29 protein-coding genes and 1 pseudogene are annotated in these 20,644 nt (G+C 70.4%); 17 read left to right on the forward strand and 13 right to left on the reverse strand.

Translation table 11 applies throughout. The features are described 5' to 3' along the window. Positions 1–18: 18 nt before the first annotated feature. Positions 19–258 (reverse strand): hypothetical protein, encoded by a 240-nt coding sequence (locus IE251_RS18340; RefSeq protein ID WP_189754068.1) that lies wholly within the window; start codon positions 256–258, stop codon positions 19–21. A 345-nt stretch (positions 259–603) separates the two neighbouring features. Here IE251_RS18340 and IE251_RS18345 point away from each other — a divergent pair, with 345 nt between their 5' ends. The 4 genes from IE251_RS18345 to IE251_RS18355 all read left to right on the forward strand — a co-directional run bounded on the left by IE251_RS18345 (position 604) and on the right by IE251_RS18355 (position 2,233). Next, entirely contained in the window at positions 604–1,350 is a 747-nt protein-coding gene (locus tag IE251_RS18345) for a GAF domain-containing protein (RefSeq protein WP_189754069.1), read from the forward strand. Between the two features lie 103 nt (positions 1,351–1,453). Next, the gene (locus IE251_RS42110) at positions 1,454–1,729 is read left to right on the forward strand and encodes a hypothetical protein (RefSeq protein ID WP_373302021.1); all 276 of its coding nucleotides are present in this window, start codon (positions 1,454–1,456) and stop codon (positions 1,727–1,729) included. A gap of 25 nt (positions 1,730–1,754) precedes the next feature. Further along, entirely contained in the window at positions 1,755–1,988 is a 234-nt protein-coding gene (locus IE251_RS42115; protein ID WP_373302022.1) for a hypothetical protein, read from the forward strand. 14 nt (positions 1,989–2,002) lie between these two features. Then, positions 2,003–2,233, forward strand: a complete 231-nt coding sequence (locus tag IE251_RS18355; RefSeq protein ID WP_189754070.1) for a hypothetical protein — start codon at positions 2,003–2,005, stop codon at positions 2,231–2,233. A 430-nt stretch (positions 2,234–2,663) separates the two neighbouring features. On the opposite strand, the gene IE251_RS18360 is transcribed toward IE251_RS18355, so the two are convergent. Both IE251_RS18360 and IE251_RS18365 read right to left on the reverse strand, forming a co-directional pair. Beyond that, positions 2,664–3,335, reverse strand: a complete 672-nt coding sequence (locus tag IE251_RS18360; RefSeq protein ID WP_229896835.1) for a DUF2637 domain-containing protein — start codon at positions 3,333–3,335, stop codon at positions 2,664–2,666. Positions 3,336–3,350: 15 nt separating this feature from the next. Beyond that, positions 3,351–3,611: a hypothetical protein gene (locus IE251_RS18365; protein ID WP_189754071.1), complete on the reverse strand. Its 261-nt coding sequence runs from the start codon at positions 3,609–3,611 to the stop codon at positions 3,351–3,353. A gap of 330 nt (positions 3,612–3,941) precedes the next feature. Here IE251_RS18365 and IE251_RS18370 point away from each other — a divergent pair, with 330 nt between their 5' ends. The 5 genes from IE251_RS18370 to rbsD all read left to right on the forward strand — a co-directional run bounded on the left by IE251_RS18370 (position 3,942) and on the right by rbsD (position 9,826). Then, on the forward strand, positions 3,942–4,967 hold the full coding sequence (locus IE251_RS18370; protein ID WP_189754072.1) for a LacI family DNA-binding transcriptional regulator: 1,026 nt from the start codon (positions 3,942–3,944) through the stop codon (positions 4,965–4,967). Next, positions 4,964–6,511: a sugar ABC transporter ATP-binding protein gene (locus IE251_RS18375; protein WP_189754073.1), complete on the forward strand. Its 1,548-nt coding sequence runs from the start codon at positions 4,964–4,966 to the stop codon at positions 6,509–6,511. Before IE251_RS18370 ends, IE251_RS18375 begins: the two co-directional genes overlap by 4 nt. Beyond that, entirely contained in the window at positions 6,501–8,450 is a 1,950-nt protein-coding gene (locus tag IE251_RS18380; protein WP_189754074.1) for an ABC transporter permease/substrate-binding protein, read from the forward strand. The genes IE251_RS18375 and IE251_RS18380 overlap by 11 nt, the downstream gene beginning before the upstream one ends. An 87-nt stretch (positions 8,451–8,537) precedes the next feature. Then, positions 8,538–9,440, forward strand: coding sequence for a ribokinase (locus IE251_RS18385; protein WP_189754075.1), 903 nt, complete (start codon positions 8,538–8,540; stop codon positions 9,438–9,440). After that, on the forward strand, positions 9,437–9,826 hold the full coding sequence (gene rbsD / locus IE251_RS18390) for a D-ribose pyranase (protein ID WP_189754076.1): 390 nt from the start codon (positions 9,437–9,439) through the stop codon (positions 9,824–9,826). Before IE251_RS18385 ends, rbsD begins: the two co-directional genes overlap by 4 nt. Before the next feature lie 42 nt (positions 9,827–9,868). On the opposite strand, the gene IE251_RS18395 is transcribed toward rbsD, so the two are convergent. Genes IE251_RS18395 through IE251_RS18405 form a run of 3 tightly spaced genes read right to left on the reverse strand, consistent with a single transcriptional unit; the run spans position 9,869 to position 10,953 of the window. Further along, positions 9,869–10,408: a GNAT family N-acetyltransferase gene (locus tag IE251_RS18395; RefSeq protein WP_189754077.1), complete on the reverse strand. Its 540-nt coding sequence runs from the start codon at positions 10,406–10,408 to the stop codon at positions 9,869–9,871. A 39-nt stretch (positions 10,409–10,447) separates the two neighbouring features. Further along, on the reverse strand, positions 10,448–10,753 hold the full coding sequence (locus tag IE251_RS18400) for a hypothetical protein (RefSeq protein WP_189754078.1): 306 nt from the start codon (positions 10,751–10,753) through the stop codon (positions 10,448–10,450). Then, complete coding sequence (locus IE251_RS18405) at positions 10,750–10,953, reverse strand: hypothetical protein (RefSeq protein ID WP_189754079.1); 204 nt, start codon at positions 10,951–10,953, stop codon at positions 10,750–10,752. The genes IE251_RS18400 and IE251_RS18405 overlap by 4 nt, the downstream gene beginning before the upstream one ends. Before the next feature lie 128 nt (positions 10,954–11,081). Here IE251_RS18405 and IE251_RS18410 point away from each other — a divergent pair, with 128 nt between their 5' ends. The 4 genes from IE251_RS18410 (at position 11,082) to IE251_RS18425 (ending at position 12,907) form a co-directional block, all read left to right on the forward strand. Beyond that, a complete protein-coding gene (locus IE251_RS18410) occupies positions 11,082–11,906 on the forward strand; it encodes a helix-turn-helix domain-containing protein (protein WP_189754080.1) in 825 nt (274 codons plus the stop codon). Then, positions 11,893–12,123, forward strand: coding sequence for a DUF397 domain-containing protein (locus tag IE251_RS18415; protein ID WP_189754081.1), 231 nt, complete (start codon positions 11,893–11,895; stop codon positions 12,121–12,123). The genes IE251_RS18410 and IE251_RS18415 overlap by 14 nt, the downstream gene beginning before the upstream one ends. Further along, positions 12,113–12,343 (forward strand): DUF397 domain-containing protein, encoded by a 231-nt coding sequence (locus tag IE251_RS18420; RefSeq protein ID WP_189754082.1) that lies wholly within the window; start codon positions 12,113–12,115, stop codon positions 12,341–12,343. The genes IE251_RS18415 and IE251_RS18420 overlap by 11 nt, the downstream gene beginning before the upstream one ends. 114 nt (positions 12,344–12,457) lie before the next feature. Next, positions 12,458–12,907, forward strand: coding sequence for a nuclear transport factor 2 family protein (locus IE251_RS18425; RefSeq protein ID WP_189754083.1), 450 nt, complete (start codon positions 12,458–12,460; stop codon positions 12,905–12,907). 21 nt (positions 12,908–12,928) lie between these two features. Here the strand turns inward: IE251_RS18425 and IE251_RS18430 are convergent, their stop codons facing one another. Continuing rightward, positions 12,929–13,129: a hypothetical protein gene (locus IE251_RS18430; RefSeq protein ID WP_189754084.1), complete on the reverse strand. Its 201-nt coding sequence runs from the start codon at positions 13,127–13,129 to the stop codon at positions 12,929–12,931. Between the two features lie 164 nt (positions 13,130–13,293). Here IE251_RS18430 and IE251_RS18435 point away from each other — a divergent pair, with 164 nt between their 5' ends. Continuing rightward, entirely contained in the window at positions 13,294–13,614 is a 321-nt protein-coding gene (locus IE251_RS18435; protein ID WP_189754085.1) for a hypothetical protein, read from the forward strand. A 13-nt stretch (positions 13,615–13,627) separates the two neighbouring features. On the opposite strand, the pseudogene IE251_RS18440 reads toward IE251_RS18435, so the two are convergent. Both IE251_RS18440 and IE251_RS18445 read right to left on the reverse strand, forming a co-directional pair. Further along, positions 13,628–13,711, reverse strand: a pseudogene (locus tag IE251_RS18440) (hypothetical protein); the annotation flags it as partial. Between the two features lie 13 nt (positions 13,712–13,724). Continuing rightward, entirely contained in the window at positions 13,725–14,159 is a 435-nt protein-coding gene (locus tag IE251_RS18445; protein WP_189754086.1) for an Rrf2 family transcriptional regulator, read from the reverse strand. 126 nt (positions 14,160–14,285) lie between these two features. On the opposite strand from IE251_RS18445, the gene IE251_RS18450 reads away from it, so the two are divergent. Together IE251_RS18450 and IE251_RS18455 are read left to right on the forward strand one after the other, a co-directional pair. Then, positions 14,286–15,041, forward strand: a complete 756-nt coding sequence (locus IE251_RS18450) for an SDR family NAD(P)-dependent oxidoreductase (RefSeq protein WP_189754087.1) — start codon at positions 14,286–14,288, stop codon at positions 15,039–15,041. Positions 15,042–15,113: 72 nt separating this feature from the next. Further along, positions 15,114–15,623: a DinB family protein gene (locus IE251_RS18455; RefSeq protein WP_189754088.1), complete on the forward strand. Its 510-nt coding sequence runs from the start codon at positions 15,114–15,116 to the stop codon at positions 15,621–15,623. A 54-nt stretch (positions 15,624–15,677) separates the two neighbouring features. Here the strand turns inward: IE251_RS18455 and IE251_RS18460 are convergent, their stop codons facing one another. Genes IE251_RS18460 through IE251_RS18475 form a run of 4 tightly spaced genes read right to left on the reverse strand, consistent with a single transcriptional unit; the run spans position 15,678 to position 19,349 of the window. After that, positions 15,678–16,211: a hypothetical protein gene (locus IE251_RS18460; protein ID WP_189754089.1), complete on the reverse strand. Its 534-nt coding sequence runs from the start codon at positions 16,209–16,211 to the stop codon at positions 15,678–15,680. A gap of 8 nt (positions 16,212–16,219) precedes the next feature. Then, positions 16,220–17,053, reverse strand: a complete 834-nt coding sequence (locus IE251_RS18465; protein ID WP_189754090.1) for a sugar phosphate isomerase/epimerase family protein — start codon at positions 17,051–17,053, stop codon at positions 16,220–16,222. Continuing rightward, positions 17,050–18,201: a dihydrodipicolinate synthase family protein gene (locus IE251_RS18470; protein ID WP_189754091.1), complete on the reverse strand. Its 1,152-nt coding sequence runs from the start codon at positions 18,199–18,201 to the stop codon at positions 17,050–17,052. Before IE251_RS18470 ends, IE251_RS18465 begins: the two co-directional genes overlap by 4 nt. Further along, positions 18,198–19,349: a Gfo/Idh/MocA family protein gene (locus IE251_RS18475; protein WP_189754092.1), complete on the reverse strand. Its 1,152-nt coding sequence runs from the start codon at positions 19,347–19,349 to the stop codon at positions 18,198–18,200. Before IE251_RS18475 ends, IE251_RS18470 begins: the two co-directional genes overlap by 4 nt. Before the next feature lie 235 nt (positions 19,350–19,584). Here IE251_RS18475 and IE251_RS18480 point away from each other — a divergent pair, with 235 nt between their 5' ends. After that, a complete protein-coding gene (locus tag IE251_RS18480; RefSeq protein ID WP_189754093.1) occupies positions 19,585–20,634 on the forward strand; it encodes a LacI family DNA-binding transcriptional regulator in 1,050 nt (349 codons plus the stop codon). Positions 20,635–20,644 lie beyond the last annotated feature (10 nt).

The following is a 20,644-nucleotide window of genomic DNA, read 5'->3' on the forward strand; positions in this document are numbered from 1 at the left end:
TGCGGCCGGGCCCGTGCTTCAGCCGGCCTTCTTGGCGGCCTTGTCGCCGGGTGACAGGAGCGTCTTCAGACGCATCAGGAACGAGGCGCGTGGCTCACTGGCTTCGCTGAGGCTCGCTCGTACGCTCTCGAAGTCCATGGAGCGCAGCGCCGTGGCTTTCCGCTTCATGTACTCGGCCGGGTCTCTCTCGAATTCGCGGACCGCGGGGTCCGTGTCTAAGACGACCCCGCTCCACACCTCACTGTGCGCAGTGCTCATGCTCGCGCTCCCCCCCGGGTTCGACTCGGAGGACGGGTGGCTCCCGCCGTTCTGCGTCGGCATGCGCCCTCCAAGCGTTGACGGTACAGTCTCGGCTGATGGCTTGTCAGCGTCAATCCGACGGTATGGCTTACGGATTGACAATCGGCCCGGTTCAAGAGGCTGACATCGTCCCTGAACGAACCGTCCGCCTCCCGGTCACGGCCCGGACACCTTCCGTCACCGTATTGATACCCAGAGACACGCCCACCGAAACGACAGAACCACCCACTTGGCCTAACTCTGCGTGTAGGCTCCGTCGCTATGTCCTTGAGTGGATTACGGGTGGGCTGGGGTACCACGACGATGGGGACGCTGAGCGTCGTCACCTACGTGGCACCGATCGTCCTCGGTCTTGGCCTGAAACTGCCGATGTGGATCGCCATGATCATCATGGCTGTCGGCGTGATCGCCACGGTGGCCACGGTCATCGTGTCCCGCCGGGAGGCGGTCGCCGCCCGGCGCGACCTCGTCACCGCGGAACAGGCCGCAAAGGTCGCCGCGGAGAGCGCCCGCGGGGTCATGGAAGACGTGCTCACGGTGCTGGTCCACCTCATCGGGGAGATCGTCAGCGCGAACAGCAGGAGTACGCGCAGCCAGCTCCAGCAGCAGATGAAGCAGGCGATCGTCTCCCTCACCGCCCAGCTCATCGGACCGGACAACGCGCGCGCCTGTGTCCTGGAGGTCGACCCGGCGTCCCAGGGGACCGGCGTCCGGGAGATGAAGTGCCTGAACGGCCTGTGGTCGGGGCGGGCGGAGGCACCGCGGACGGTGTTCCGCGAGGACCAGGCCCGCGGGGCGTCCCTGCTGAAGCTCATGGACGACCGCAAGAGCACGTTCGTGGAGAACGTCGACACGCTCGATCCCGCGCTGCGTCCCGAGACGGACTCGTACAAGACCTACATCACCGCCACCATCACGGCCGCCGGCAAGGACGCGTTCGGCGTGCTGTGCGTGGACGCCCCTTGCCCCGGGAACCTCCGCAAGGAGGACATCCGCCTGGTGGAGGTACTGGCCCGCCTGCTGGGCGCGGCGCTGGCGGTACGCCGCTGAGTCTTTGAACGTCTCCCAGCCGAACGTGAGTTGAGCGCCTCGTACGGGTGCGCGACCTCTCGGCGGCCTGGCTCGTTGAGCAGGCCGTACGAAAGGAGAGCTGATGGTCGGCTCGTCGCATGAGGCGCTGCACCGGATCTTCCAGAAGGATCCGGAGCTGCTGACGCGGACGTTGCAGCGGGTGTTGCACGTGCCGTTTCCCAGGCCCAGGGAGATCGCGGCGCTGAACGTGGACCTGACGGAGATCGAACCGGTCGAGCGCCGGGTGGACACGTTGCTGCGGGCGGAGACGGACGAGGGTACGTATCTGCTGGTCGTGGAGTCGCAGGGGAAGGCGGACGAGCGGAAGCGGGGCAGCTGGCCGTACTACCTGTCGTAAGGCGAAGCAGATGTGGAGGGACCTGATGACAGCTGTCCAGTACTTCTGGCGTCACCCGTTGGCTGAGCAGGTGCGTGAGGAGGGGCGTATTCAGGAGCGGCAGGAGATGACCCTCCGCGTCCTGGAGTGGCGTGGCATCCCGGTGCCCGACGCCGTGCGTGAGCGAGTACTCGCCTGCGAGGACCTCGATCGGCTCGAGGTCTGGGCCCAGCGAGCCGTTCATGCCACCAACGCCGCGGAGTTGTTCGCCGACGAGTGAGGGAAGACCTGACGATGGCGATCCAGTACTTCTGGCGACACCCGTTGGCTGAGCAGGTGCGTGAGGAGGGGCGTATTCAGGAGCGGCAGGAGATGACCCTCCGCGTCCTGGAGTGGCGTGGCATCCCGGTGTCCGACGCCGTGCGTGAGCAAGTACTCGCCTGCACGGACTTCGATCAGTTGGAGGTCTGGGGCCAGCGAGCCGTTCATGCCACCAACGCCGCGGAGTTGTTCGCCGACGAGTGAGCGCGTGGCCGTTGGGCCGCTCGCTTCTTGGGGAGTGTCGGGCTTCCGCGAGGTGAGTCAAGGGCGCTGCGCGTCGCCTTCGGCGATGGCCCTGCGGGCCACCCTTGACACACCTCGCTCCAGCCCTGGGCAGAAGCGAGCGAGCGGCCCGAAGGTGCGGTGGGCCCGGCCGGTACCGGGCCCTCGGGTGGGCCTCGTGGTCCTGTCGGCCGGGGGCGCGGTCGCTTCTCGCATGCACGCCGGGTGTGCCTGGCGGCTTGCGGTGAGTGGGTGAGTGGTGCGTTCTCGTCTTCAGGGGACCTGGCCGGTTCGCTCGGCTGGTTGAAGCCGCCGCTGCATCTCCCTCACTTTTGGAATGACTGGTCCAGAAGGTGAGGGGTGGTCGGGACTTTGCCGGGCCGGGCCGGGTGGCTGGCGCAACGGTTCTGCACTACCTGCCGTGGCGGGGTTTTTCCTGGCTCTGCGGCAGCGTCAAGGTGATCTGGCGGATCAGTTGCTGGAAGCAGGCCAAGGACGCGAACGCGGGAAGCGCGGCCCCTGCGATTCCGGTGACCGTTCGGTCGGCCTGGGCCACGCACAGGATCATCGCGACCGAGGAAAACAGCACAACGATGCACCACGAGTGCGCAGCCCGGCGCTGATGCAGGGCATTTCGCAGGATGGAGAGAGACGCCGCCATCCAGGGGCCGTACACGAGAAGCGGCCACCAGGCGATCATTCCGCCGTTCACTCCCGGGGTGGCATTTCGCAGGGGGCCGTACGCCGCAATTCCGCCGAATACGCTGACCATCGCGACCAGGACGGACACGAACGCGGCGATCACAAAGCTGCCGGCCCGCATCCACTTGATGTGATTCCTCTGGACGCGCCTCTTTCGGTGCGTCGCCCCCGCGAAGTCGGCCCCGGACGCGGGCTCGCTGCGCGGTGGTGGGACCGTGACCGTCTGTTCGGCCGGGACCGTGCCCTGCAACAGGCTGGCGAGTTCTTCCGCCGGGTCCCAGTGGGCGTCCGGCGGTACCAGCACATCGCCCCCGGGATACGGGGCCGCGTCCGCGTACCATTCCGGATGGGTAAAAGGTGAGCCGGTAAATTTCTGGTTCATAAGGATCCTCCCCCGTCAGACGGTGTCCAAGTGGCCGCCGGTGTTTTTCTGAGCGCTCCATCGCTCGTCGAGTTCCCTCTGGACCGCCTCCAGCAGAACGAGGAATTCGTCGAGCAGCACCCCTACCGCGTGCACGTGATCTTCGCGCGCCTCGGGCGGGGCTCCCGCTCCGCCAGGCGGGTGCATTGTTGGACTGAATGTCAGCAAACTGCCCGTCGACTGGCTATCCTTCCCCGTGTCCCGGTGCAGCAGGCCGTGGAACCTCGTCGTCGTCATATTCGGGCTAACGCCACCCCCTCTCCTCCAGATGCGCGGCAAATGAGTGAACGCGGCATCCGGAAAACGTTACGGAGAGCTTTTTTTCATTTCTGCCGATCCGTCCGGGTGAGCTTCGCCTCCACCCGCCCGCGCGTCCGCCCCGCCCGCCTGCGCGTCGGCGGTCCCGGCCGGGTGGCCGTCCCTTCCGTGCCGGCCGCCCCGTCACGCGCCGTCACGGTCACGATTGGGTTTCGGCCAACCCCAGCCCCTTGCCCCCACCCCATGTAATCGTTTCCAATCCTCCTGTCGCAGCGATGTAATCGATTCCACGAGGAGGTGGAGCCGGCGATGGCGAGCATCAAGGATGTCGCCGCTTCGGCGGGGGTGTCCGTGGCCACCGTGTCACGCGTCTTGAACGGCCATCCGTCCGTCAGCGCCGACGCCCGCGAGCGGGTGCTGGCCGCCGTGGCCGCCCTCGGGTACCGGCCGAACGCCGTCGCCCGGTCCCTGCGGACCGATCAGACCCACACCCTTGGGCTCGTCATCAGCGACGTGCTGAATCCCTACTTCACCGAACTGGCGCGGTCCGTCGAGGAAGAGGCCCGCGCGCTCGGGTACAGCGTCATCATCGGGAACGCCGACGAGCGGCCCGAGTTGCAGGACCACCACGTACGGAATCTGCTGGACCGGCGCATAGACGGGCTGCTGGTGTCGCCCACGGACGGCGGGTCGCCGCTCATGCTCGACGCCGCTCGGGCCGGGACCCCGATGGTGTTCGTCGACCGGTGGATCCCCGGCGTGGACGTGCCCGTCGTACGGGCCGACGGGCGGGCCGCCGTACGGGATCTCGTGGCGCATCTGTACCGGCTCGGGCACCGGCGCCTCGCCATCATCGCCGGGCCCGCCGCCACCACCACCGGCAGCGAGCGTGTCGAGGCCTTCCGGGCCGCCCTCGCCGAGTACGGGCTGCCGTTGCCCGACGCCCGCATAGGCCAGGGCGACTTCCAGGCCGAGAGCGGGCGGCGGGTCACCGAGGGGTTCCTGGATCTGCCTCAGCCGCCCGACGTCGTCTTCGCCGCCGACAACCTGATGGCGCTCGGCGCGCTGGACGCCGTACGCGCCCGCGGTCTGCGGGTGCCCGACGACATCGCGCTGGCCGCGTTCGACGACATCCCGTGGTTCGTGCACACCGATCCGCCGGTCACCGCGATCGCCCAGCCCACCGGTGAGCTGGGGCGGGCCGCCGTACGCGCGCTGGTCGACCGGATCGAGGGGCGTACCCCGCGCTCCGTCACGCTGCCCGCCCGGCTCGTCGTACGCCGCTCGTGCGGTGAGCCCCCCACCCCCTCCCCAGTGCAAAGGAGCACGACGTGAGCAACCCGGACGAGTTGCTGCGCATCGAGGGCATACGGAAGACCTTCCCCGGCGTGGTCGCGCTCGACGGCGTCGACTTCGATCTGCGCCGGGGCGAGGTCCATGTGCTGCTCGGTGAGAACGGGGCCGGCAAGAGCACGCTGATCAAGATGCTCTCCGGTGCCTACACCCCCGACGCCGGCCGGATTCTCGTGGACGGTGAGGAGGTGCGCGTCCACGGGGCGCAGGACGCCGAACGGCTCGGGATCGCCACCATCTACCAGGAGTTCAACCTGGTTCCCGATCTGACCGTCGCCGAGAACATCTTCCTCGGGCGGCAGCCGCGCCGCTTCGGGATGATCGACCGCAAGCGGATGGAGGACGACGCCGCGACGCTGCTGAAGCGGGTCGGGGTCGATGTGTCGCCCCGGGCGCGGGTGCGGGACCTCGGGATCGCCCGGCTCCAGATGGTGGAGATCGCCAAGGCGCTCAGCCTGAACGCGCGCGTGCTCATCATGGACGAGCCGACCGCCGTGCTCACCTCGGAGGAGGTGGAGAAGCTCTTCGCCATCGTGCGGGGGCTGCGCGCCGACGGGGTGGGCATCGTGTTCATCACCCATCACCTGGAGGAGATCGGCGCCCTCGGCGACCGGGTCACCGTCATCCGGGACGGCAGGAGCGTCGGGCAGGTGCCCGCCTCCACTCCCGAGGACGAGCTGGTCCGGCTGATGGTGGGGCGGTCCATCGAGCAGCAGTATCCGCGGGAGCGGGCCGAGAAGGGCGCCCCGCTGCTGTCCGTGGAGGGGCTGGGCCGGGACGGCGTCTTCCACGACGTCAGCTTCGAGGTGCACGCCGGTGAGGTCGTCGGCGTCGCGGGCCTGGTGGGTGCCGGGCGCACCGAGGTCGTACGGGCCGTGTTCGGCGCCGATCCCTATGACCGCGGGGTCGTCCGGGTGGCCGGCACCGAGCTGCGGCGACATGACGTGAACGCCGCCATGGACGCCGGGATCGGGCTCGTGCCGGAGGACCGCAAGGGGCAGGGGCTGGTGCTGGACGCCTCCGTCGAGGAGAACCTGGGGCTGGTGACGCTGCGCAAGGCCACCCGGGCCGGGCTCGTGGACCGCAAGGGCCAGCGGGCCGCCGCCGAACGGATCGCCGGGCAGCTCGGGGTGCGCATGGCGGGCCTCGGGCAGCAGGTGCGGACGCTGTCCGGCGGCAACCAGCAGAAGGTCGTCATCGGCAAGTGGCTGCTGGCCGACACCAAGGTGCTGATCCTCGACGAGCCGACGCGCGGGATCGACGTCGGCGCCAAGGTCGAGATCTACCAGCTGATCAACGAGCTGACGGCCGCCGGTGCCGCCGTGCTGATGATCTCCAGCGATCTGCCCGAGGTGCTCGGCATGAGCGACCGGGTGCTGGTGATGGCCCAGGGCCGGATCGCCGGCGAACTCCCCGCCGACCAGGCCACGCAGGACGCGGTGATGTCCCTCGCCGTCTCCATCCCCACCACCGAGAAGACCGAGACCGAGACCGAGACCGAGAAGGAGGCCACCCGTGGCCACTGACACGCTCAAGAGCAGGCCGGGCGCGAGTGGCGCCCCGGGCGGCCTGCGCCGGCTGCTGCTGGACAACGGCGCGCTCACCGCGCTGATCGTCCTCGTCATCGCCCTGTCGGCGCTGTCGGGTGACTTCCTGACCACGGACAACCTGCTGAACATCGGCGTGCAGGCCGCCGTGACGGCCGTCCTCGCCTTCGGTGTGACGTTCGTGATCGTCTCCGCGGGCATCGACCTGTCCGTGGGGTCCGTGGCCGCGCTGTCGGCGACCATGCTGGGCTGGAGCGCCACCTCGCACGGGGTGCCGGTCGCGCTCGCGGTCGTCCTGGCGGTCGCCACGGGTGTCGTCGCCGGTCTGGTGAACGGTTTCCTCATCGCCTACGGCAAGCTGCCGCCGTTCATCGCGACGCTGGCCATGCTGTCGGTGGGGCGCGGTCTGGCGCTGGTGATCTCGCAGGGCTCACCCATCGCGTTCCCCGGCTCCGTCTCCCACCTCGGGGACACCCTCGGCGGCTGGCTGCCGGTGCCGGTGCTGGTCATGGTGGTGATGGGGCTCGTCGCGGCCGTGGTGCTCGGGCGGACGTACATCGGCCGGTCCATGTACGCGATCGGCGGCAACGAGGAGGCCGCCCGGCTGTCGGGCCTCAGGGTCAAGCGGCAGAAGCTCGCGATCTACGCCCTGTCCGGGCTGTTCGCCGCCGTCGCGGGCGTGGTGCTCGCCGCCCGGCTGTCCTCGGCGCAGCCGCAGGCCGCCGACGGCTACGAGCTGGACGCCATCGCCGCCGTCGTCATCGGCGGTGCCTCGCTGGCGGGCGGCACCGGCAAGGCGTCCGGCACGCTGATCGGCGCGCTGATCCTGGCGGTGCTGCGCAACGGGCTGAACCTGCTGTCCGTCTCCGCGTTCTGGCAGCAGGTCGTCATCGGTGTGGTGATCGCGCTGGCGGTGCTGCTGGACACCGTGCGCCGCAAGGCCGGTGCCGTCCCGGTGGCCGCCGGTGCGGGCGGGCCGAAGGGCAAGCAGGCGGTGACGTACGGGCTGGCGGCCGTGGTCACCGTGGCCGTGGTCGGCGCGACCTCGCTGCTGCACGGCGGTTCGTCCTCGTCGGCGAACCCGCGGCTGGGCCTGTCCCTGTCCACCCTGAACAACCCGTTCTTCGTGCAGATCCGGTCGGGCGCGCAGGCCGAGGCGCGGAAGCTGGGCGTGGACCTGACCGTGACCGACGCCCAGAACGACGCCTCGCAGCAGGCCAACCAGCTGCAGAACTTCACCAGTACGAACCTGGACGGGATCATCGTCAACCCGGTGGACTCGGACGCGGCGGGCAACTCGGTGAAGGCCGCCGGCAAGGCGGACATCCCCGTCGTCGCCGTGGACCGGGGTGTCAACCACGCCTCGGTGGCCACCCTGGTGGCGTCCGACAACGTGGCCGGTGGTGAGCTGGCCGCGAAGACCGTCGCCGAGAAGCTGGGCGGCCACGGGAAGATCGTCATCCTCCAGGGGCAGGCGGGCACCTCGGCGGCGCGCGAGCGGGCGGCCGGGTTCGCCAAGGGCCTGAGGGCCTACCCGGGCATCCGGGTGCTGGCCCAGCAGCCCGCCGACTTCGACCGCACCAAGGGGCTGGACGTGATGTCGAACCTGCTCCAGGCCCACCCGGACGTGCAGGGCGTCATCGCCGCCAACGACGAGATGGCCCTCGGCGCGATCAAGGCGCTCGGCTCCAAGGCCGGCAAGTCGGTGCAGGTCGTCGGCTTCGACGGCACCCCGGACGGGCTGACGGCGGTCAAGGGCGGCACGCTGTACGCGTCGGTCGCCCAGCAGCCCTCGCAGCTGGGCCGGATCGCCGTGGACAACGCCCTCAAGGCGGTCCGGGGCGAGCAGGTGGCGCCGACGGTGAAGGTGCCGGTGAAGGTGGTCACGAAGGACAACGTGGCCGGTTTCACCGGCTGACGGGCCACAGCGGGCGGGCCGCCCCGGGGAGTTCCTCCGGGGCGGCCCGCCGAGGTCATCTTTCAGGGGAGTCAGGGGAGTCAACTGATGTACGACTACGACCTGCTGGTCGTCGGTTCGGCCAACGCGGACCTGGTGATCGGCGTCGAGCGGCGGCCGGCCGCGGGCGAGACGGTGCTCGGCGGCGATCTGGCCGTGCACCCGGGCGGCAAGGGCGCCAACCAGGCGGTCGCGGCGGCCCGGCTTCAGGCGCGTACGGCCCTGCTGGCGCGGGTGGGCGACGACGGCCACGGCCGGCTGCTGCTCGACTCCCTGCGCGCGGCCGGGGTGGACACGGTGGGCGTGCTGGCCGGCGGCGCCCCGACGGGGGTGGCGCTGATCACCGTGGACCCGTCCGGGGACAACAGCATCGTGGTGTCGCCGGGCGCCAACGGGCGGCTGCGGCCGGAGGACGTACGGGCGGCGGGCGGCCTGTTCCACGCCTCCCGGGTGGTGTCGGCGCAGCTGGAGATCCCGCTGGAGACGGTCGTGGAGGTGGTGCGGAACCTGGCACCGGGCAGCCGCTTCGTGCTGAACCCGTCCCCGCCGCGCGAGCTGCCTGCGGAGGTGCTGGCGGCCTGTGACCCGCTGATCGTCAACGAGCACGAGGCCCGGGTGATCCTCGGGGACGCCCTGGTGGGCGACGACCCGGCGGACTGGGCCCGGCTGCTGCTGGCCAAGGGGCCGCGCTCGGTGGTGGTCACGCTGGGCGCGCGCGGGGCGCTGGTGTGCGACGGCTCGGGGACGGCCCTGGTGCCGTCGGTGAAGGTGGACGCGGTGGACACGACCGGCGCGGGTGACGCGTTCACCGCCGCGCTGGCCTGGCGGCTGGGCGCGGGCGCGGGTCTGGCGGAGGCGGCGGCGTACGCGGCCCGGGTGGGCGCGGCGGCCGTCACGCGGCGGGGCGCGCAGGAGTCGTACCCGACGGCGGCGGAGGTCGAGGCGCTGTGAAGAAGGCGGGGATCCTGAACCGGCACTTGTCCGGTGCGCTGGCCGAACTCGGCCACGGACACGGGGTGCTGGTGTGCGACGCGGGCATGCCGATACCCGACGGGCCCCGGGTCGTGGACCTGGCGTTCCGGGCCGGGGTGCCGTCCTTCGCCGAGGTCCTGGACGGCCTGCTGGCCGAGCTGGTGGTGGAGGGCGCCACGGCGGCGGAGGAGGCCCGCACGGCCAACCCGGCGGTGACGGCCCTGCTGGAAGGCCGCTTCCCTGACCTGGCCTACGTGCCGCACGAGCGCCTGAAGGACCTCTCGTCCGGCGCCCGGCTGATCGTCCGCACGGGCGAGGCCCGCCCGTACGCGAACGTGCTGCTGCGGTGCGGGGTGTTCTTCTAGGGGGCGCCTTCCACCGGGGACCGGCCGTTCTCGGCGAGTGCCTCAGCGGGTGCGGGCGTACCGCTCCGCCGACAGCTCGAAGACCCGGACCCGCCGCCCGCCGGCGGGGGTCACGGTCTCCCGCTCCAGGCGCATCCCCAGTTTCGCCGTGATCCGTTCGGATGCCTCGTTGCCCACCTGGACGATGCTGAGGATCCGCTCCAGTCCCAGTTCCTCGAACCCGAACCGCATGGCGGCCGCGCCGGCCTCGGTGGCCAGGCCCTGCCCCCAGTGGGAACGTCCCAGCCGCCAGCCGACCTCGACCGCCGGCAGTACCTCCGGCAGGAAGTCGGGCACCGAGAAGCCGGCGAAGCCGGCCAGCTCGCCGGTGGCCCGGACCTCCACGGCGAACAGGCCGAAGCCCCTCGTCTCCCACCCGTCGTCCCATGCCTTGACCTTGTCGCGCGTCTGCTGTTCATCGAGGACGCTGCCGTCACGGATCCACCGCATCACCTCGGGGTCGGCGTTGACGGCGGCCATGGGCTCGATGTCCTCCTCGCGCCAACGGCGCAGGACCAAACGGGGAGTCTCCAGCGTGACCATCCGGTCATTCTGGATCAAGGACAGACGCCCCGCCATCCTCTAACCGCCGCCCGACAGCCGCGCTCCCCTGCTCTCCGCGACGCGCTTGACCTCCCGGAGGGATTCCGTGAGCTGCCGGGCGAGGTAGTGCAGTTCCAGGTCCGTCAGCCGGTGCTCGGTGAGGAGTTCGGCCGCGTGGTCGATCAGCTCTCCCGCCATCCCGAGCTGCACGCTCTCGATCTGGTCCGCGAGTCGGGACACGTAACCCGTGCCGTCGCCCAGCACGTAACAGGGCTTGCCCCCGTCACCGGTCCAGGGCAGCAGGCGCCCGTCCGCCGGGGGTTCGTCGTACGTCCGCTCGCTCATGCGTAGATCTCCACCAGGTCCAGATACGGGCGGACGAGCGGGCTGTCCTCCCCGCGCAGCGGAGCCTCGCCCCTCCGGTACGCCGTGGGAGCGCCGACGTACGGGCACGAGTACGGGGGCACGTCCGGGTACGGCGGGGGTACGACCGGCCTACGGCGCCGACGCGACGGCCTGACCAGCCGGGCCAGGAGACGAACCATGCCGACCTGCTTTCTCACCTGCGGTGACTGCGTTGTGTGCTGATTTCCTCACAGAGTGGGGTCGGACATGGCTACGCTGCCAGGGGCGGGGGGTTGACATTGCGCCTGTCACCAAGGGAGTTGGCCGGATGAGCGTGGTCCGCAGGCCGAAGACGCCGCGCGAGAAGTACGGGGAGGAGCTGAGGCTGCGGCGCATCGCGGCCGGGCTCACCCAGGAGCAACTGAGCGAGATCGTGGTCTGCTCGCCGACGCTGATCAGCCACTGGGAGGCGGGGAGGAGGCTCCCCAAGCCGGATGACGCCCGTCGGATCGACCAGGCGTTGGGGACAGGTGGATTTTTCGAGCGGTGGCTGGAGGACTTGGAGAGCAGGTACGACCCTCGCTTCTCCACCGCTGTCGAGTTGGAACAACAAGCCATCCTGGTGCAGCAGTTCGCGCTCACACTGGTTCCTGGCTGGCTTCAGACGCCGGACTACGCACGGGCCGTGTTCGCCGCTTACCGCCCCAACTCCACAGAGGAGGAACTTGACGAGAAGGTTGTCAGTCGAACAGAGCGTGGCCGCATTCTCTACGGCTCCTCGACTCCTGTCATTTGGACGCTGCTCGACGAGGCGGTGCTGCGTCGCATGGTTGGCGGCCCTCAGGTCATGGCGGACCAGCTCAACAAGATCGCCGACCTGGCCGAGTCCCGGCGGATCCGGCTGCACGTCCTTCCGTATCGAGTGGGGGCTCACCCGCTCATGGAGAGCCTGCTCACTCTGATGAGCTTCGAGGACTCCGCTCCGGTGGCATACGTCGACGCGTTCGAAACTGGCCGTCTGATGGATGATCCGCCGCTGGTGAGCGCCTGTCAGACGGCCTACGCTTTGGCGCTGAGTGACGCCTTGCCGCGGCAGGAGTCACTGGCCCTCGTCAGAGCCGCAGCGAAGGAACACGCACATGGTCAGCAGTGAGCGCACCGTCTCCGACTCGTCCAGCCTCACCGGTTGGTACAAGTCGAGCTACAGCGGCGGCAGCAACGCCGAGTGCCTCGAAGTTGCCTGCGGCCACGCTGACGTACCGGTGCGTGACAGCAAGATCATCACCGGCCCCGCCGTACTCTTCTCGGCGAACGGCTGGACCTCATTCGTAACCGCCATCAAGAAGGGCCAGCTCGCACATGGTCAGTAATGAGCGCACCATCCCCAACTCGGCTGCCCTCACCGGTTGGTACAAGTCCAGCTACAGCGACGGCAGCCAGTCGGAGTGCCTCGAAGTCGCCCGCGGCCACGCCGACGTACCCGTCCGTGACAGCAAAGCCGTCACCGGCCCCGCCCTGCTCTTCTCGGCCAACGGCTGGACCGCGTTCGTAAGCGCCCTCAAGAAGGACCAGCTCCTCCCCGGCCAGTAATGAACACCCCGTCCCAAAACTACCCGGCGTCGGGACGGGGGAGGAATCCCCGCCAAGCACAACGACGTCTGATTGCCGCCAGCTGGGTCTCGGTGTGGTCCTCATGCTGGGGGCATGACGATGTCATCCACTACGGAGTCAGCAACAGTTCTCACCGGCATGTATGCCGCTGAGGCGGAGTACCTGGCGGCGGGAGGCCCTGGTGAGGCTTCGTTCGACCTCCTCGCCCCCTTCTTCGCGCCGGATGTCGAGCTGCACCAAGCAGATGCCCTGCCCTACGGAGGCACCTGGCGCGGACACAAAGGCATGACGCAGTTCTTCCTCATGATGGGAGAGGTGTGGGAGTCGTTCGAGATGGTGGAGCAGGAGTTCCTGGCCACCGGTGAGACTGCGGTCGTGCTCACACAGGTCCGTGCTCGCGCTCGGGCGACCGGCCGTGAACTGAGCTTTCCCATTCTGCAAGCGATCACGGTCAAGGACGGGCGGATCACCGAGGTCCGTCCGTTCTACTGGGACACGCGGGCCATCGCCGACGCCTGCGCCGTGCCGGCACCGAAAGACTGAGGTCGACGGCAAACCCACTGGTCACAGCCACTCGCCCTGATACCACCGCAAGGCTTCACGGCCGACAAGGATGACGCGTCCATGCACGCGGCGCACACAGGCGGCGAGTTGAACCGGACCGGCACTCGCCGCCGCCGGTAGCGCACCGAGCCGGCGCACGGTCTGCTGCGGCTTCCGCCCCTCCTGGCCGGTCGGTCCGCGCACCCGCACGGGCTCGGCCACGCGGCGCCCTTCAGCGGTCGGAATGGGCGCCCCGCGCTTGCCTTCACTGGGTCCTTCGTTCGGGCGAAAGCCCGCGAAGGGCCTGCTCGGACCGTCAGGGGCACGGGACCTTTGCAACCAGAGGGTCCCGACCAGGCGCACCCGGGAGGAAGGACACCACCCTGATGCAGCTCAAGCCCGTTGCCCGCACCGCACTGACCGCCATTTCCGCGCTCCTCATGGCCACCGGGCCAGCCTTCAGCGCCCAGGCGGCGACAGGCACCTTCGTCTACGACCGCGTCGACGGCACTCACGGGGCGATCACCAATCCCGTCAACGGCGTGTGCTACGACTTCGACTCGCCCGCCTTCGGCGCCGACAACCAGACCGACACCGATGCCGTGCTGTTCGACACCTACGGCTGCTCTGGCGTAAGTCAGCCGCTGCCGAAGCGAACAGGCGAGCAGTGGGGAACGTACCGGGCGGAAAGCGTGACGTTCGGCTGAGGATCCGGTCCCATGTGCCGGCCGCCGGCCGACGCCGGTGGCGGTCACGCACCGTCTTCCCTTTCCCGAACCGCGTGGGCATGTCCCGCCATGGGATACCGGTCCGTCGGCTAACGAGGTACCGCCAGCACGTCCCGGAGTACGTCCGCGAGCGTGACGCGGGCCAGTTCCTGCCTCAAGGTCTGCTCGATGCCGTCGTAGACGCCCTGCATGGCCGGCTGGATGCCGCGGCCCACCACGCATGCCTGGTCCGGGGTGGTGCGGTGCATCGCGAAGAGCGGGCCGGGTTCCACCGCCTCGTACACGTCGAGCAGGGTCATCGACTCCAGGTCCCGGGCCAGCGACCAGCCCGCGCCCACGCCCCGCCGGGATTCCACGAGCCCGGCCCTGCGCAGCTCGCCGAGCAGCCGTCTGATCACCACCGGGTTGGTGTTCGCGCTGGTGGCGATCTGCTCGGAGGTGGCGACCTCATGGCCCTGGCGCTGATAGAGGCCGATCCAGGCCAGCGCGTGGGCGGCGATGGTCAGCCTGCTGTTAGCGCTCATGGACCCCTCCTCTCGGCCGCGACGCTTCATGCTACGTCGCACTGTCGTAACAGTTATGGTTGCTACAGTCTGTCGTAACAATTAATGTTGCGACTGCGATAGGGATCGATCAGTGAGGTGAGAAGGATGAGCAAGCCACTCATGGGAAAGGTCGCCCTGGTCACCGGGGGGTCGCGCGGGCTGGGCGCCGCGACCGTGCGGTTGCTGGCCGAGCAGGGCGCCGACGTGGCCTTCACCTACGTCAGCTCGGAGAAGCAGGCGCAGGCCGTCGTGGACGAGGTGCGCGGCAAGGGAGCCAAGGCCGTCGCCTTCAAGTCCGACCAGGCGGACACGAGCCGGGCGCCGGCGCTGATCGAGGACGTGGTCGCGCACTTCGGCGGCCTGGACATCCTCGTCAACAACGCGGCGATCTCGGTGGAGCAGGGCCGCAGGGTGGACGACCCGGATGCCGACACCGCCGCACTGGACCGGATGCACGCCACCAACTACCTCGGCGTGATCGCCGTCATCCGGGCCGCCTCCCGGGTGCTGCGCACCGGCGGCCGCGTCATCACGGTGAGTTCCGGCCTGGGCTCACGGGTCGGCGCCCCCGGCCTCGCCGACTACGCGGCGACCAAGGCCGGGATCGAGAGGTACACCATGGGCGTCGCACGCGACCTCGGGCCCCGGGACATCACGGCCAACGTCGTGGAAGCCGGACTGATGGAGGGCGGCATGCAACCGCCGGACCCCGAGACCCTCGACGCCCTGCTGAACTCGCTGTCCCTGCGGCGCATGGGGCACCCCGACGAGATCGCCGCGGCGATCGCCTTCCTGGCGAGTCCCGCCGCGTCGTATGTGACGGGCGCGGTGCTGGACGCCCACGGCGGCTACAACGCCTGAGCGCAACCCCCCTGCGGCGCCATCGCGTTACATACTGGCCCTCCACGCAGGCACGGACGAGGAGCACGGCCAGTGACCGACGACCACCGCATAGGACCGCCCAGTTTCGGCAGCGAACGCGAGATGCTGCGGGCTTTCCTCGACTACCACCGCGCCACCCTCGCCATGAAGTGCGAAGGGCTCACCGACGAGGAGCTGCGCCAGCAGTCGATGCCGCCGTCCACGCTCTCGCTGCTCGGTCTGGTGCGGCACATGGCGGAGGTGGAACGCGCGTGGTTCCGCCGGGTCTTCGAGGACCACGACGCGCCCATGGTCTGGTCCGACGAGATCGACTTCCAGGCGGCGTACGACGCGAGCGCGTCGACCAGGGACGAGGCGTTCGCGGCCTGGGAGGCCGAGGTGGAGAATTCGCGCCGCATCGAGCGGGAGGCGGAGTCGCTGGACCGGGCCGGGTATCAGCCCCGGTGGGACGAGAAGGTGTCGCTGCGGATGGTGATGGTGCACGTGCTCCTGGAGTACGGCCGCCACAACGGGCACGCGGACTTTCTGCGGGAGGGGATCGACGGGACCGTGGGCGCCTGAGTCCGCGGGAGCCATCGGTCCCCCCATGCCGAAGCGGCCCGGATCGCCTGTGCGTCAACCGCCGTCGGAAAGGGTGGCCGGCAGGCTGAACGCCTCCGTCACCGCCCGGGCGTACGCCTTGAACGTACGGGGTCGCAGCGGAGCCAGGTACGCGACCACGCGGGCCAGTTCGTCCGGGGCCGCCAGGCGGTCCAGCCGCTTCTCGCGTACCGCCTGCGTCAGCAGCTCCTCCAGCAGCACCACCTCGGTCAGGCTGTACAGGCCGGGGTGCATGCCGAACCGGAGGGTGAAGTCCTCGTACGGGTGGCGCAGGGTCATGTGCAGGTAGCCGCGACCCTGGCCCTTCCAGGGGCCCGGGAGGGTGTGGGACAGGGCGGTCCCGTGGCCCTTGTACGGGTACTTCGAGCCCAGGGTGACACGCATGCCCAGCATGACCCGGGACCAGGGGACCAACAGGCCCTCGGTGTCCGGCTCGTGCTGATGGAGTCCTTCCTCGCGGAACTCCACCCACGGCCCGTCAGGCCGCCGGGAGTCCCCCAGGACCCAGCGGCCGTCGGTACGCTCCAGCGGACCCAGCTTGTCGGTCATGCCCTTTATCAGATCACATGCGCGAGGAACCGATCCGCCGTCTCCGCCAGCACCTCCCTCCCGTCCCTCGCCCACAACTCCTCGTTGAACAGCTCCACTTCGATGGGTCCGGTGTAGCCGGCCGCCTCCACGTAGCCCTTCCATTCGCGCATGTCGATCGCGCCGTCGCCGATCTGGCCGCGGCCGTTGAGGACGCCCTCGGGGAGGGGGGTGGTCCAGTCGGCGAGCTGGAAGGTGTGGATGCGGCCCGCCGCGCCGGCGCGGGCGATCTGGGCGGGGGCCTGGTCGTCCCACCAGACGTGGTACGTGTCGACGGCCACCCCGACCTGGTCCGCCGGGAAGCGTTCGGCCAGGTCCAGGGCCTGCGTGAGCGTGGAGACCACGCAGCGGTCGGCCGCGTACATGGGGTGCAGGGGTTCGATGGCGAGGCGTACGCCGCGGTCGGCCGCGTACGGTGCCAGGACGGCGAGGGCGTCGGCGATGCGTTCGCGGGCGCCGTGCAGGTCCTTGCTGAACAGCGGGAGGCCGCCGGAGACCAGGACCAGGGTGTCGGTGCCGAGCGCGGCGGCCTCCTCGATGGCCGCGTGGTTGTCGCCCAGCGCCTCCATCCGCTCGACCGGTTCGGTCGCCGTGAGGAAGCCGCCCCGGCACAGCGTCGTCACCGTCAGGCCCGCGTCGCGGACCAGCTTGGCGGCCGCCTCCACGCCGTACGCCTGGACCGGCTCGCGCCACAGGCCCACGTTGGTGATGCCCAACCGGGCGCAGGCGTCGACCAGTTCGGGGAGGGAGAGCTGCTTGACCGTCATCTGGTTGACGGAGAAGCGGGCGAGGTCGGGGTTCATCGGGTCACTCCGTACAGCGACAGCAGGGTCCTCATGCGTTCCTCGGCCAGTTTGGGGTCGGGGAACAGGCCCAGGGTGTCCGCCAGTTCGTAGGCGCGGGCCAGGTGCGGAAGGGAGCGGGCCGACTGGAGGCCGCCGACCATCGCGAAGTGGTCCTGGTGGCCCGCGAGCCAGGCGAGGAGGACCACGCCCGTCTTGTAGAAGCGGGTCGGGGGCTGGAACAGGTGGCGGGACAGCTCCACCGTGGGGTCCAGCAGGGCGCAAAAGCCCCGCACGTCACCGGTGTCCAGGACCCGTACCGCCCGCGCCGCCAGCGGGCCGAGGGGGTCGAAGACGCCGAGCAGGGCGTGGCTGAAGCCCTGCTCGTCGCCCGCGATCAGCTCGGGGTAGTGGAAGTCGTCGCCGGTGTAGCAGCGCACGCCCCGCGGGAGGCGGCGCCGGAGCTCGACCTCGCGGCCGGCGTCCAGCAGGGAGATCTTCACGCCGTCGACCTTGTCCGGGTGGGCGGCGATGACCTCGAGGAAGGTGCCGGTGGCCGCGTCCAGGTCGGACGAGCCCCAGTAGCCCTCCAGGGCCGGGTCGAACATCGGGCCCAGCCAGTGCAGGATCACCGGCTCGGCGGCCTGGCGCAGCAGATGGCCGTAGATCTCCAGGTAGTCCTCGGGGCCGCGGGCGGCGGCGGCCAGGGCGCGGGAGGCCATGACGATGGCCTGCGCGCCCGCCTCCTCGACCACGGCGAGCTGTTCCTCGTAGGCCGCGCGGATCCCGGCGAGGGAGCCGGCGGGCAGCTGGTCGGTGCCGACGCCGCAGGCGATCCGGCCGCCCACGGCACGGGCCTCCGCCGCGCTGCGCCGGATCAGTTCGGCCGCGCCCGCCCAGTCCAGGCCCATGCCGCGCTGGGCGGTGTCCATCGCCTCGGCGACGCCGAGTCCGTGCGACCACAGGTGGCGGCGGAAGGCGAGGGTGGCGTCCCAGTCGACGGCGGCGGGCGAGTCGGGCGTGACGTCGGCGAAGGGATCGGCGACGACATGGGCCGCCGAGAAGACCGTACGGGAGGTGAAGGGGGTGCCGGCAGCGAAGACGAGCGGCTCGGTGCGGGGCTCGTAGGCGCGCAGGGTGCCGTCGGCGGAGGGGAGGTGGAGGGTCACAGCGAGATCTCCGGGACGTCGACGCGGCGGCCCTCGGCGGAGGACCTCAGGCCCAGTTCGGCGAGCTGGACACCGCGGGCGCCGGCCAGCAGGTCCCAGTGGTAGGGGGCGTCGGCGTAGACGTGCTTGAGGAACAGCTCCCACTGGGCCTTGAACCCGTTGTCGAACTCGGTGTTGTCGGGCACCTCCTGCCACTGGTCGCGGAAGACCTCGGTGGCGGGGATGTCCGGGTTCCACACCGGCTTCGGGGTGGCGCTGCGGTGCTGGACGCGGCAGCCGCGCAGACCGGCCACGGCCGACCCCTCCGTGCCGTCGACCTGGAACTCCACCAGTTCGTCACGGTGGACGCGCACGGCCCAGGAGGAGTTGATCTGGGCGACGGCGCCGCCCTCCAGCTCGAAGATGCCGTACGCGGCGTCGTCGGCGGTGGCGTCGTAGGGCTTGCCCTGCTCGTCCCAGCGCTGCGGGATGTGCGTGGTGGCCAGCGCCTGGACGGACGTCACCCGGCCGAACAACTCGTGCAGCACGTACTCCCAGTGCGGGAACATGTCGACGACGATGCCGCCGCCGTCCTGGGCGCGGTAGTTCCAGGAGGGACGCTGGGCGGGCTGCCAGTCGCCCTCGAAGACCCAGTAGCCGAACTCGCCGCGCACGGAGAGGATCCGGCCGAAGAAGCCGCCGTCGATGAGGCGCTTCAGCTTCAGCAGGCCCGGCAGGAAGATCTTGTCCTGGACGACGCCGTGCTTGACGCCCTTGTCGTGGGCGAGGCGGGCCAGTCCGAGCGCGCCGTCCAGGCCGGTGGCGGTGGGCTTCTCGGTGTAGATGTGCTTGCCGGCCGCGATCGCCCGGGCGATGGCCTCCTCGCGGGCGGAGGTGACCTGGGCGTCGAAGTAGATGTCGACGGTCGGGTCCGCGAGGACGGCGTCGAGGTCGGTGGAGACGTGGTCGAGGCCGTGCCGGCCGGCGATCTCCCGCAGGGCATGCTCGCGGCGGCCGAGCAGGATCGGTTCGGGCCACAGCACGGTGCCGTCGCCGAGGTCGAGTCCGCCCTGCTCGCGCAGGGCGAGGATGGACCGGACGAGGTGCTGTCGGTAGCCCATGCGCCCGGTCACGCCGTTCATGGCGATTCGCACCGTCTTGCGTGTCACGTGAGTCCCTTTCGTGGGCCGGTGTAGCAAGCGCTTTCTACAAGGTGAGAAGCTAGCCTCTGGACGTGGTCTGTACAAGACCGCCGCCGGGCGCTCCGCACAAGACCGCCCGGCCGAGTTGTTCGAGGGGGCGAACAAGCGGGATGCCTGGGCCGTAAGGTCTGCTCGGAACCAGGACACCGACCTGGTTGTCTACGAGGGCGTACGACACGACGCGTGACCGGAGGACGACGAGATGACCGTGACCCTGGCGGACGTGGCGGCCCGCGCCCAGGTCTCCCCCGCGACGGTGTCGCGCGTACTGAACGGCAACTACCCGGTCGCCGCCGCCACCCGGGAGCGGGTGCTGCGGGCGGTGGACGAACTGGACTACGTCCTCAACGGCCCGGCCAGCGCGCTCGCCGCGGCCACCTCCGACCTGGTCGGCATCCTCGTCAACGACATCGCCGACCCCTTCTTCGGGATCATGGCCGGCGCGATCCAGGGCGAGATCGGCGGGCCGGGCGGGCGCGCGGGCGGGGAACGGCTGGCGGTCGTCTGCAACACCGGCGGGTCGCCCGAGCGGGAGCTGACCTATCTGACGCTGCTCCAGCGGCAGCGGGCCGCGGCCGTGGTGCTGACCGGCGGAGCCGTGGAGGACGCGCCGCACGCGGCGGCGGTCGCGGCGAAGCTGCGCAAGCTCGCGGACGCCGGGACCCGGGTGGTGCTGTGCGGGCGCCCGCCGGCACCGGACACCGACGCCGTCGCGCTCACCTTCGACAACCGGGGCGGCGCCCGCGCGCTGACCGCCCATCTGCTCGGCCTCGGCCACCGCCGGCTGGGCTACATCGCCGGGCCCGTGGAACGTACGACCACCCGGCACCGCCTGGAGGGCCACCGGGCCGCGCTCGCGGCGGCGGGCGTCGAGGAGGACCCGCGCTGGACGGTGTACGGCCGCTACGACCGCCGGTCCGGCTACGAGGCCACGCTGGAGCTGCTGCGCCGGGATCCGTCCCTGACGGCGATCGTGGCCGCGAACGACTCCGTCGCCCTCGGCGCGTGCGCCGCGCTGCGCGAGTCCGGGCTGCGCATCCCCGAGGACGTCTCGGTGGCCGGCTTCGACGACCTCCCCTTCAGCATCGACGCGGTCCCCTCCCTGACGACGGTCCGCCTGCCCCTCGCGGAGGCGGGCGCCCGCGCGGGCCGCGTCGCCATGGGCCGCGAGGAGCCCCCGCCGGGCGGGATCGCCTCGGTGCGGGGGGAGTTGATGGTGCGGGGGTCCACGGGGGTGCCTCGGGTGTCTTGAGTGTCTTGAG

The organism is Streptomyces eurythermus (assembly GCF_014649115.1).
Taxonomy (GTDB): domain Bacteria; phylum Actinomycetota; class Actinomycetes; order Streptomycetales; family Streptomycetaceae; genus Streptomyces; species Streptomyces eurythermus.